This window comes from Acidobacteriota bacterium, assembly GCA_034211275.1.
GTDB lineage: Bacteria > Acidobacteriota > Thermoanaerobaculia > Multivoradales > JAHZIX01 > JAGQSE01.
Genome location: JAXHTF010000218.1, coordinates 1 through 10,517 on the forward strand (window position 1 = coordinate 1; position 10,517 = coordinate 10,517).

The 10,517-nt window shown below is 64.4% G+C and carries 15 protein-coding genes; 6 read left to right on the forward strand and 9 right to left on the reverse strand.

The genetic code is table 11. The annotated features are described in order from the left end of the window. Nucleotides 1–193: 193 nt before the first annotated feature. Entirely contained in the window at nucleotides 194–1,222 is a 1,029-nt protein-coding gene (locus SX243_22395) for a restriction endonuclease (protein ID MDY7095734.1), read from the forward strand. On the opposite strand, the gene SX243_22400 is transcribed toward SX243_22395, so the two are convergent. The 6 genes from SX243_22400 to SX243_22425 all read right to left on the reverse strand — a co-directional run bounded on the left by SX243_22400 (nucleotide 1,189) and on the right by SX243_22425 (nucleotide 5,952). Then, the gene (locus SX243_22400) at nucleotides 1,189–1,311 is read right to left on the reverse strand and encodes a hypothetical protein (GenBank protein MDY7095735.1); all 123 of its coding nucleotides are present in this window, start codon (nucleotides 1,309–1,311) and stop codon (nucleotides 1,189–1,191) included. The two genes, SX243_22395 and SX243_22400, sit on opposite strands and share 34 nt — an antisense overlap. Nucleotides 1,312–1,315: 4 nt before the next feature. After that, the gene (locus SX243_22405) at nucleotides 1,316–1,540 is read right to left on the reverse strand and encodes a hypothetical protein (GenBank protein MDY7095736.1); all 225 of its coding nucleotides are present in this window, start codon (nucleotides 1,538–1,540) and stop codon (nucleotides 1,316–1,318) included. Between the two features lie 8 nt (nucleotides 1,541–1,548). Next, a complete protein-coding gene (locus SX243_22410) occupies nucleotides 1,549–5,019 on the reverse strand; it encodes an RHS repeat-associated core domain-containing protein (GenBank protein MDY7095737.1) in 3,471 nt (1,156 codons plus the stop codon). After that, a complete protein-coding gene (locus tag SX243_22415; protein MDY7095738.1) occupies nucleotides 4,937–5,317 on the reverse strand; it encodes a hypothetical protein in 381 nt (126 codons plus the stop codon). The genes SX243_22410 and SX243_22415 overlap by 83 nt, the downstream gene beginning before the upstream one ends. A gap of 214 nt (nucleotides 5,318–5,531) precedes the next feature. Further along, nucleotides 5,532–5,738 carry a SymE family type I addiction module toxin gene (locus SX243_22420; GenBank protein MDY7095739.1) on the reverse strand — a complete coding sequence of 69 codons (207 nt, stop codon included), beginning with the start codon at nucleotides 5,736–5,738 and terminating at the stop codon, nucleotides 5,532–5,534. Further along, nucleotides 5,731–5,952, reverse strand: a complete 222-nt coding sequence (locus tag SX243_22425) for a SymE family type I addiction module toxin (protein MDY7095740.1) — start codon at nucleotides 5,950–5,952, stop codon at nucleotides 5,731–5,733. Before SX243_22425 ends, SX243_22420 begins: the two co-directional genes overlap by 8 nt. 124 nt (nucleotides 5,953–6,076) lie before the next feature. Here SX243_22425 and SX243_22430 point away from each other — a divergent pair, with 124 nt between their 5' ends. From SX243_22430 to SX243_22450, 5 genes are read left to right on the forward strand one after another with little or no spacing between them, the layout of a single operon-like run. Beyond that, nucleotides 6,077–6,430 carry a helix-turn-helix transcriptional regulator gene (locus SX243_22430; GenBank protein MDY7095741.1) on the forward strand — a complete coding sequence of 118 codons (354 nt, stop codon included), beginning with the start codon at nucleotides 6,077–6,079 and terminating at the stop codon, nucleotides 6,428–6,430. A gap of 4 nt (nucleotides 6,431–6,434) precedes the next feature. Beyond that, nucleotides 6,435–6,839, forward strand: coding sequence for a hypothetical protein (locus tag SX243_22435; GenBank protein MDY7095742.1), 405 nt, complete (start codon nucleotides 6,435–6,437; stop codon nucleotides 6,837–6,839). Continuing rightward, nucleotides 6,836–7,276, forward strand: coding sequence for a hypothetical protein (locus SX243_22440; GenBank protein ID MDY7095743.1), 441 nt, complete (start codon nucleotides 6,836–6,838; stop codon nucleotides 7,274–7,276). Before SX243_22435 ends, SX243_22440 begins: the two co-directional genes overlap by 4 nt. Further along, on the forward strand, nucleotides 7,273–7,692 hold the full coding sequence (locus SX243_22445) for a hypothetical protein (protein MDY7095744.1): 420 nt from the start codon (nucleotides 7,273–7,275) through the stop codon (nucleotides 7,690–7,692). The genes SX243_22440 and SX243_22445 overlap by 4 nt, the downstream gene beginning before the upstream one ends. A 27-nt stretch (nucleotides 7,693–7,719) precedes the next feature. Further along, entirely contained in the window at nucleotides 7,720–8,445 is a 726-nt protein-coding gene (locus tag SX243_22450) for a hypothetical protein (protein ID MDY7095745.1), read from the forward strand. A gap of 17 nt (nucleotides 8,446–8,462) precedes the next feature. On the opposite strand, the gene SX243_22455 is transcribed toward SX243_22450, so the two are convergent. From SX243_22455 to SX243_22465, 3 genes are read right to left on the reverse strand one after another with little or no spacing between them, the layout of a single operon-like run. Further along, nucleotides 8,463–9,419: a DUF4365 domain-containing protein gene (locus SX243_22455; GenBank protein MDY7095746.1), complete on the reverse strand. Its 957-nt coding sequence runs from the start codon at nucleotides 9,417–9,419 to the stop codon at nucleotides 8,463–8,465. 24 nt (nucleotides 9,420–9,443) lie between these two features. Continuing rightward, the gene (locus SX243_22460) at nucleotides 9,444–9,713 is read right to left on the reverse strand and encodes a hypothetical protein (protein MDY7095747.1); all 270 of its coding nucleotides are present in this window, start codon (nucleotides 9,711–9,713) and stop codon (nucleotides 9,444–9,446) included. Then, entirely contained in the window at nucleotides 9,700–10,443 is a 744-nt protein-coding gene (locus tag SX243_22465; protein ID MDY7095748.1) for a hypothetical protein, read from the reverse strand. The genes SX243_22460 and SX243_22465 overlap by 14 nt, the downstream gene beginning before the upstream one ends. Nucleotides 10,444–10,517 lie beyond the last annotated feature (74 nt).

The following is a 10,517-nucleotide window of genomic DNA, read 5'->3' on the forward strand; positions in this document are numbered from 1 at the left end:
CCAAGGCCCTCGCCATTTCCGTCGAGGAGCTGATCGGTCTAGAAGCTCCTCCCGCCAAGCGCGGCCCCACCCCCAAGCTCCAGCAGCAGCTCGAGCAGCTCTCCCAGCTCCCCCGAAGCCAACAGCGCTTCGTCTCCCAGATGCTCGACACCGTCCTCCAGCAGGCTGAGCGGTAGGTGGAGCACCTGGGCCTGTGGATCGGCGTTATCGCTCTGGCGATCAGCCTTTAGGCAGCGGCCCACGCCCGGCCACCGAGGCACAGCAGTTCGAGCAGCTCGTGGCCCGCATCGAGGCCGCCGCGGCTCCGCGAGGCGCCGTGGTGAAGTCGCCGGACCGGATCCGAGATCTCACCACCGGCCGACTCCGCGAAGTGGACGCTTCAATCCGCTACAAGGTCGGGACGGTCGACGTGCTGATCACGGTGGAGTGTCGTAAGCGGAGCCGAAAGGCGGACGACACCTGGATCGAGCAGCTGGCAACGAAGCGCGCGAAGCTCGGTGCCGCTAAGACGATTGCCGTCAGCGCTCGCGGCTTCTCCAGCTCGGCGCCGCAGACGGCAGCCCACCACGGCATCGAGCTGCGGACGCTTTCAGAGGTTTCGGCTGCCGAGATCGAAGACTGGTTCCTGCCCGGGGTGGTCAATGTGTTCCGGGTCTTCGACAAAGTCGAGTGCGGGGTGTTCTTGTTCGACCCGGAGGGCCAGCCTGAGCAGGCGGGCTACCCCGTCGACGCTTTCGCTCCCGTCTTCTTCTCCGACTTCATCCACTCGCCGTTTCCGGCCGCGACCTTGCTCCACCTGCTCGAGCGAATCCGGCCAGAGGAATTCACCGAGGTACCGCTCGACGGCACCAAGAAGCAAATAGTGACCGGGATCACCTGGGAGCCCGGGCAATTGAAGGCGGCCACGAGCTCAGGCCGTCGAGACGTGGCCTTCGTCGGATTCTTGGTGATCGTCTACTACGAGAGTCGTGTCTGCGAGTTGACGAGCGGTACCCACCACTCCTACTCCGGCAGCGACGGCACGGAAGTCCAGCACTCGACCTTCGAAGCCGAGATCTTCGACGGCGTGGCCACGTTCGAGTTCCAATCCACCGACGAGGGAAAGCCAGCGGGGGTGGGCTGGAGCTTCAGGCCCAAAACACCCGCGGCGGAGGCTTCCGACAAACCGTCATCGGAGGCGCCTACAAGTCAGGGCGACGAAGCCGACGGTGAAGGCCGCTGATCGAAGAGGCGCGCCACGTCGAAGTCCAGATCGGTGACGCCGACCTCCGCGCTGGTGGCCACCCGCAGCGTCACCTCGAGGTGGCGCACACCACTATCCCTCAAGATCGAGGTCTAGATTGACGTTGTGTTCCTTTGCCTTGCGTACCGCCGCCTGCCAGTCTGCCCAATGGGCGGGGTCCGCGGTTCCGCCATCCGCCAAGAGACTCATACCTCCAAGCAGCGCGCCTAGATCGTCCGACTCCGTGCGCCTGTAGATCTCCTCGAGAAAAGCGAACATGGCCGCATAGGCATCTCGTGTGGTCAGCGTGTCGCCCATTGATCCTCCTACTGCCCAGAAAGGCCCGTCTCTGGGTTGAAGACCCGAGGCATCTGGTTCAGTCCGCCATTCTGGATAACTCCATTGCGGGTCTGAACCCACATTTGAGTGCCGTCGTCCAGCGTTCGCGCGGACCAGACGTTTCCGAACCTGTCCGTGCCGAGAGTCGTTGATACATCATCCGCAATCCCCTGCAGGAGCTTCCGGCTTGCTGGCGTGTCAGCGAGGTGGCCGGGAGCGTCTCGGAAGATGTGCTGGACCTGTCCTGGCCTTTCTGGGAATCGAGCTGCCCCCCTCGGAACAACCTGTCGCCCAGCGTTCGGAGCCATCCGAACACCGTCATCAAGAAACTCTAGTCCATGGTGCGCAAAGTTGCCAGTCGTCAACCTGCGAGAACTCCGCGAGGCCACAGAGCGGCTACTACGAGCTGCCATTCTCGAAAGGCCGCTAGAGCTGACGGCTGCACTCGCTTCAACACCACCGAGGAGAAGGGCCGTGACCTCAACCGTCGTGTACTCCAGAAGCTCCACCTCGGGCCAGGCATCCGCGATTCCACAATGGAGCTCTTGGATCGCACCCTGGCAGGTTCCTGCAGGGCCCAGATATTGCTGCACCTTCGAAGAAACCCTACCGAGACCGAGTCCCTGGCTGTTGAAGTACAGACCTAGTTCCTCGCGAAGGTTGTAGTCCGGATCGACTCCAGCAAGGAAGGTCGATACAGCGTTGAATTCTGCCTGCTGTGCTTCACGAGCCCGCTGCGCTGAAGCGACGGCTAGATCCTCCCGGACCCAAGCCTGCTCCTCGCGACTCCCCCGGTACAAACCCAACGGATCTCCAAACACCACCGGCGAGTTCATCGCGAAGAGGTACTGGCTCGGCCCATCGACGTATCCCAGCGGATCCGCAGTGATGAAGCGCCCTAGCTCGGGGTCGTAGTATCGGTTGCGGAAGTAGAGGAGGCCGGTGTCTACGTCCAGGGGGCGACCGTGGTAGGAGAAGAAGTTGCCGAGGGCGGCGAACTCGACTTCGGTGGTAGAGGGTCGGGTGTAGAGCTGCTCGCTGGTGGCAGAGGTAGCCACCGATGCGGTCGTTGTGAACGCGGTGGCTAGGCCTTGGCCCGCTAGGTCCAGCGGACCAGTGGTGACTTCCACTGTGTGGTTGCCTGCCGCCAGAGGACTCACGCTACGCAGGGTGTAGCCGTCCTCTCCGAGGGTCCAAGAGATGGGGGCTCCGTCCACCAGGATGCTCTGGGCGGCAGCGGCTAAATCCACCGACTCGGAAATCTCGATCTCGAGATAGGAGTCCCGCAGATAGACCTGCTCGACCTCCGGCGCTGCACTGTCCTCCAGCAACTGCGTGGTCGTCCCAGCAGCGGGCCAATCAAAAGTTAGTGAGTACGGCGCGGCGGGCTCGTTGTCAAAGTGATCCCGCACGGCCTCCTCCCCGACCACCAAAGCCACTTCCACACCAGCGGTGGGAACCGTCTCCGGGGTCAGGACGACCCGATGATGAGCCTGGCGTCCGTCGGCGACGGGGAAGAGCGCCAGCAGCGAATGGTGGGTACCGGAAGCACTTTCTTGGAGGTAGACTTCGCCGCTGGTCACCGCTTCGAAGAAGGGCTCGGTCAAGACCTCTTCAGAGAACTCCAACCAAAGCTCTCCCGCCTTGAAGAGCACCTGGTGAACCTGGGACGGCGTGGCATCCACATGGGCCGCCATGGTGTCTCCGAAGGGTGAGTAGGCATACTTGGCTACCGGCTGACCTTGCGCGCCGGTGAGCACAACCAGGTTGCCGCTGCGGTCATAGAGCGGAGCGTAGTCCGTCTCCAGCACCCCATCCAGATTCAGGTCGCCCTCCAGCCTGACCAGCTCGTCGAGGCTCCGACCATAGGTGCGTCGCTGCCACAGCTGGCCACCGAGGGTTTCCTCCAACTCCTGCCAACCAGACCAGACCACTTCCCTCAGCGAGTCCTGCGACCGCTGGATCCGCACCCGGCGGTTGAAAGTGTCATATTCGTAATAGGCAAGCTCTACCCCTGACAAGCTCACTCGGGTCAGACGGTTGCGGAAGTCATACTCGAAAGTCAGGTCCCCTTTGCTCGTCAGATTGCCATTTGCATCCCAAGTCAGAGCTTTGCTCCCGACTGAAGCCGGCCGGTTTCGGCTGGATTCATCCGGTGGTAGGTTTTGTTCCTTCAGAGGCGCTGCCTGGACGACCTGCCGAGCCGTAAGGTTCTGGGCTGTGTCGTATTGATAGGTCGAAAATGAGGCCTGGGGCGTCAGATCTCCAGCGGAGAGCGGGCTATTGGAGGGGAGCTGGGCCATGGCATCCCGCTGTCGAGCGGCAGTCACCAATCGGCCGGCTCCATCGGTAGCAAAGAGCTCACCGGTGCGGCCAAGGTCCGCGCGCTGGGAAGCGGTGCGCAGGCCTCGGGGACTCCAACCCAGGCGCTCGTCGAAGGGACTCTGACCCGACGCTCCGGTAAACGAAACGGAGACCGGTCGGCGAGCCCCGTCATAGCTCCAGATACCGCTCAAGCCATTCCCTAGCTCCAGCCCCGCCACCAAATCCACCCCGCGGTACCCGTAGGTAGCCTGGGGCGTGAGGACTCCCCCACTCTTCGGCCCCACGACCTGCAGGCGATTGAGAGGATCGGGGATGCGGCCGAGGGTGAGGCCGGAGGGATAGCTCAGCTCGACGGCGTTGCCCACGGTGTCCCGTTGATAGCCCACGGTGCCAGCGGGACCGGTCTCGGTGAGGACGCGGCCCAGGGAGTCGTAGGTCAAGGTCGTGGTCACCGTGCCGTTGGGCGTCGGACCGCTGGTGGTCTGGACCAGGCGATTCAAGGAGTCGTAGGCGTAAGTCTCCGTCGTCGGGCCGAGGACTCCAGTGCCGAGGGCCACGGAGCGGCCGGTGAGGCGACCGGCAGCGTCGTGAGCCTGGGTCACCACGGTACCGTTGGCGTCGGTGAGGGTCGCCAGCAGATCCGCACCCTCGTAGGTCATCTGCCGCTGGGTGAGATCGGGGTAGGTGACGGAGGTGACGCGGTCCAGGGCGTCGTAGGCGTAGGTGGTGCGCTGGTCGAGGGCGTCCACGTAGCCCGTGGGCCGGCCGGCGGCGTCGTATTCGAAGATCTCGAGAATGCCTTCCGGCCGCTCCACCCGGGTCAGTCGATCCAGCCCGTCGTAGGTGAGGCTGGTGGAGTAGCCCTCCGCATCCCTCACCAACCGCGCCTGGTCGCGGGCGTCGTAGGTGGTGCGGGTGCGGTTGTCGAGGCCGTCCCGGGCTTCGATGCGGCGGCCGGCGGCGTCGTAGACGAAGTCCTCCGTCACCACCTCCGGCGGCCCGTCGGGGACGGTTTCCCGGCGGGTCACGGTGCGGGGATTGCCGGCGGCATCAAGGGTCAGCTCGACGACGTTGCCGGCAGCGTCGGCCATCGACGTCAGGCGCTCGGCGGCGTCGTAGGACCAGGAGCTCACCCGGCCCAGGGAATCGGTTGGCGAAGCCCAGCTGGAAGCGCTCGATCAGCTCCGGGTGCGCCAGCCCTCGCGACTCCAGGTAAGAAAGCGGCTCCCGGCTCTCCTGCAAGGTCTCGTGGTTGAAGCCCACAACTTGGCGCAGCATCTCCTCGTCCTCCGCGTCCGCCTCCACCAGTGCCGGCAGCATCGGCTCGGAGCTTCTCGCTTCCACCACCGCGGCCGGCGGCAAGTCGGAGCGCAGCAGCTCCACCGCGTGGCGAAAGCTGACGCCGCGGTCCCGCATAACCCAATCGATCACCGAGCCTCCAGCCTCGGCACGCCCCCAGGCAGTTCCAGAGGTTTTTGTTCGGAGAGATCACCAGCAACGGCTCCTTGTCGTCGTGGAAAGGGCAGAGCCCCAAGAGATCCGCCCCATGCCGCGACAGCTTCACTCCCCGCGCCTTCGCCAGCCGCTCCACCGACACCTCCCGCTTGATCCGCGCCACCTCTTCCGCCGGTACCCGCGCCATCCCTCAGGCCCCCTCGCCGTCGAGCCCGCGCAGCGTCACCCGCACCTCCCCCTCCCGCACCACCTCCACCCGCACCTCACTCCCCACCGAAAAGCCGGCTTCCCGCAGCCAAGGCCCCGCCAGCGGCAGAAACGGCACCGCCCGATACGGTGCCGCACCATGCCACCCCGGCGGAAAAAAGCTCGCCACCGTCAGCTTCTCCTCACGCATCCGCCGCTCCCTCCCCAGCCGGCGCCGGCGTGATCACCAGCCGACCCGGCGAAGCCGTCACCGCCACCTTCGACCCCGCCTCAAACCCCAGCTCCTCCAGCCACCGGCCCCGCAAGCGCAGGAAGGGGACGAGGCGGTCTGCCCTCCTATCACCGGCGTACTGCGAGGGGCGGGGTTGGCGGAGGGTGGAGATGGTCAGGTGACGGTGGGTCATGAGGGAGCTCCTTCCGGAGAAAAACCTGTCAAGTCCTTTCGGACAGGGAAAACTTGACTCGATAATATCCCATTTCGGAGTATCGTCAACTCCATTTCGGGAATCCGGCGGTAAACTTCATTTCATGAGCCCGGAAGAACAGACCTTCTTCGAAGAGCTGGGACTGCGTATCGCCACGCTGCGCAAGGAGCGAGGCTTGACCCAGGTACAGCTCGCTGACTTGCTCGGCTGCTCCCAGCAGCGCGTCGTTTCCCTCGAGAAGGGCCGGCGCCGAGTCCCGGTCACCGACCTCCCGGTGCTCTCCAAGGCCCTCGCCATTTCCGTCGAGGAGCTGATCGGTCTAGAAGCTCCTCCCGCCAAGCGCGGCCCCACCCCCAAGCTCCAGCAGCAGCTCGAGCAGCTCTCCCAGCTCCCCCGAAGCCAGCAGCGCTTCGTCTCCCAGATGATCGACACCGTCCTCCAGCAGGCTGAGCGGTAGTTCCATGGAGCACTTAGGGCTGTGGATCGGCGTCGTTGCGCTGGCGATCAGCCTCTACGCCGCAGGCCATGCCCGGCGCTCCGCTGCAGCTGCTGAACGCGCCGCGGACGCTGCCGACCGGTCGGCCCGGTCCGCCGAGGCCGTGGTCACCTTGAAGCGAGAGGAAGTCCGCGAGGTTTGGATCCGTCAGCTTGCAGAAGCTCTACCCGATGGGAGGCGCTTGACTCGGCTGCTCTCGGACCTTCCCGACCCACTGCGTCACGACTGGAAACAGCTGGTGACGTCGGCCGCCGGGCGCAACCCGCGGACTCCCGATGGATATTTCCAGAAGCTGTTGGAGAAGCACTCATCCGATTGGGAGCGGGCGGCAATAGGCACGTCACTGGCGACGGAGGCGAGACGATCATGACCGAAAGAAAGCAGTACACCGAAGATCAGCTCGAGATGATCGCCGACGCTATCTGGGGCACAGGCACGTTCCATCATGGTGCCAGCCTGTACAACACCCCCTGTCCCGTCTGCGGGGCCGACATCCGACTGTACGTCGATGGCACGAGCCGACGGCCACCGCCGAGGTTTCGGGCCATCTGCTCCGTTTGCGGCATCGACAGCAGCGGCAAAGCGACCACCGTCGAGATGCGATCACTCACCGAGGAGGAAATCAACGACCTCCTGGAGCTGCACCTTCACGGTCAGCCCACGGCCTGCCCAGCCTGCCATTCACCACTTCAAGTGGAGGAGTTGCCGATCTCGGGGCGGGGCAGCAGGCATTTCCAGATCAAGTGTCTTCGGTGCGGCACGCGGGGACAGAAGCGATGGTCGCCGCACGGCGAGGAGCGCCAATGAGTCATCCCGGCTACACCGAACAGGAGCTGGCCCACATCAATGAGCGCGTCTGGAGCGACCCACCGGCCAGCGGTCAGAAACGGACGAGCGTTCCTTGCCCAGCCTGCGGCGCCGACACGCGGGTGCTGATCTCCTGGTCGGGTTCCGGCGACGGCTGCGGCGCCGGACTGCTGATCATCAATTGCGACGCCTGCGGGCGCACGGGGCGGGTCAAGCCCGCGGCAAGCCCGTGCCCTGATCTCGACGAGACACAGATGCGGGAGATCGTCGAAAGCTTTCAGCATGGCCAGCATGTCGTCTGCCCCACCTGCGGCACGCCGCTGGCAGTCAAGCCGGGCCACACACTGGGTGGGCTGCACTACTCTGCGTATTGCTACCGCGGTGGCGCTCTGGGGCAGCTGAGCCTGCCGCGGTAGAATCACAGGATCGGAGCCAAGCACCAGATGGCCACGACGGATGAAGTCCAGCTCGTCTGCCTGCTTGACGTCCTCGGATTCGAGAGCCAGTTGAAACGACTCGGGCTCGCAGGGCTTCACACCAAGTACGAGGCGCTGATCGACTACGTGAAGCAGCAGAAGGGCGGCCTGGACGTCGTGCCCACGCCGGACGGCCACGTGGCGGTGGGGTGGCTGGTGATCGGAAACGCCTACTTCAGCGACTCCCTGCTATTCTGGACGCGCTACACCAAGATGGCCCTCCCGAGCTTCACCCACCTGGTGGCTGAGAAGCTCTGCTTCGGTTTCGAAACGGAGCTGCCCCTGCGGGGTGCGATTGCTGCCGGCGAAGCGCGGCTCGACCCGGAAACCGGCGTCTTTCTGGGCTGGCCGCTCGTCGAGGTCGCGCGCACCGAACGGGCGCAGCGATGGATCGGCACTTCGTTTGGGCCGTCGTTCAGCAAGCCCGGCTTCGCCGAGGGCTTCCACCTCCACACCGTCCTGCCCTACAAGAGCCACTACAAGGACCCGGCGAGCGAGTGGGCGACCGGCATCACCGTGGACTGGCCACGGCGGTGGAGGGAGAGTCGAAAGACAGATCCGCGGCCGGTGGTCCGCAGCCTCGATCGGGATGCGGAGTTCTCCGACTACTATGGCCAGGTGGCCCGCTTCATCGATTTCTCCGAGGAAAATCACGACTGGTTCAAGCAGCGACCGCACCTGGACTATGGGTGAGGCAGGAATATCAAGAGTCAGAGTTCCTTGTAGAGCTCCTGGTCCTCCGCCGGGACCCAGACGAGCTTCCCCAGCGCGAGGGCCTGGAAGAGGACTTCTTCGATGTCCTGCAGGACGTTCAGCGTGGGCAGGAGGTAGTCGATGAGCTCGGTGTAGCGGATGGGGATGAGCCAGTATCCCTCGGTCGGCACCCGGTTCTGACGCTGGAAGAATTTCCCCCGGACTTCGTCGTAGCGAGCCAGCTTGGCGGTGACGATCTCCAGGAGCCGCGAGCGGGGCGAGGTCTTGATACCAAGCCGACCCTCCCGGAGAGCGGAGAGCAACTCGTCGTGAGCGGCAAACACCGTGTAAAAGCCACCGAAGACGTGCCGCACTTCCTTGGGGTCCTCGAAGTCGCGGCGCTGGTACTCGATCGCCATCCGCGCGCACGCCCGGAAGAGCGCTGAGACGTGGAAGAGCACCTGCGTCAGGTGCCAGCTCTGGGCGAGATCCTGGGCGTCCTTGCGGATCGCCGAGTAGTAGCGAGCGATGTACCGGCCGACCTCGGCGTGGAAGTCGTGGGCCTCGTTGTTCTTCCGCAGCGGCAGGCGCACCCACCCGTCCCGCTCCTTCGCCTGCGGATAGTCGGCGTAGGCGTGCTCGAGCCAGTCGAAGAAGATGACGCCGTCGTCGGTGTCGACCAGCGCGACCAGTGTCGGGTGGAGCTTCCCGAGCCAGTAGTTGATCGTGGCTTGCTTGACCCGCGCCTTGGGCGGGTACTCGCGGTTCGGGTCGATCCCGCCGCGGCCTTTGACCTGGACGAAGAACTCCTCGCCGGTGACTTGCTGCCCGCGCGCCACCTCCACGCGGAGATCCAGGCCGTAATCCTTGGGGAGCGGCGAAGCGATCCACTCAGGGTCGCAGGCCGACAAGAAGAGCTGGACCGCTTGGTCGCCGGTAATGTGGCTCGCCGGACGCTGGGGGTAGGTCGGCATTGGGTCTCGGATCAGGCCCGGCCGCTACGGGCTGGCCTGGAGCTCCTCTAGCCAAGCCCGGAAGTCGACCTCCTCGTGCAGATACGGCCGATCAATGGTCTTCAGGTCGGCACCGGCAAGTTCGTTTAGCGCCTTCCAGACCGCGGGATCGTCGACTCCCGGCTCCTCAGCACGTATCCACTTTGAAGCCCAGTCGGCGACTTCCTCCCGGGACTGCTTGCCTGCCAACAGCTCGACGAGCCGGTTCTCGATCTCCGCCCGAGACGGCGGAGGCGGCGCCTTAGAACTGTTCAATGTAGTTACCCTCGGCATCAAAAACGTGGTGCACCTTCGGCCCCCCGGTCTCGGGCCGGACGATCCGCACATTTCCGGACGCATCGAGGGTTTCAAACCAAGTTCTCTGTGCGCCAGTCGCAGGATCCCACTCCCGCACCAGCCGCCGCCCGACCATCGTCCCGGGAGTCCTTGGCGGTGTCAGCTCGCCGTAGTACCGGAACCGACCGTTCGCAAGCTCACGGACGCCGGCCTGGCCATACTCAGCCTGAAGTCTCAGATGCGTTCGGAGTTGGGCACCCTGGAAGGCGCTCTCGGCGCCCGCTGCCCCCCTTGGGACAACCGACTTCCACGCCCCTGCGCGAAATACCCCGGGGGGGCCAAACGGAATCGCAGCGATCCCCGGCCCCTTGAGCATCATACCCCAGTAGTCAATTCCCTCCTCTTGCAGCTGCTTGATAGCCGCGAGCTTCGACAGCCCGCCTTCCTCCATCACTTGATGCAACCGAGCCTCAGCCGACTCTTGTTCAAGACCGAATTCATATCGCTCCCTGGGAGCATTGATTAGCCCTCGCGCAGACTCCTCTAGGAGCATGAAGGGCAGCGAGGTTGCGGCAAGAGCAGCTGCGTTGAGGCGATCTGGCAAAGTCCGCGCCTGGTCTGAGGCTGCCTCTGAGGCATCTGAGTGGAACTGCGTGACGTAGCCGGGAGGAAGCCACGGCAGGTACTCGCCACAAGGGATCTCATTCATGGGAATCTCAGAAACTCCTACCTCGGCTAACTCTCCATCGGAAGACTACCAGGATTTCCTGATGGAGATATTGC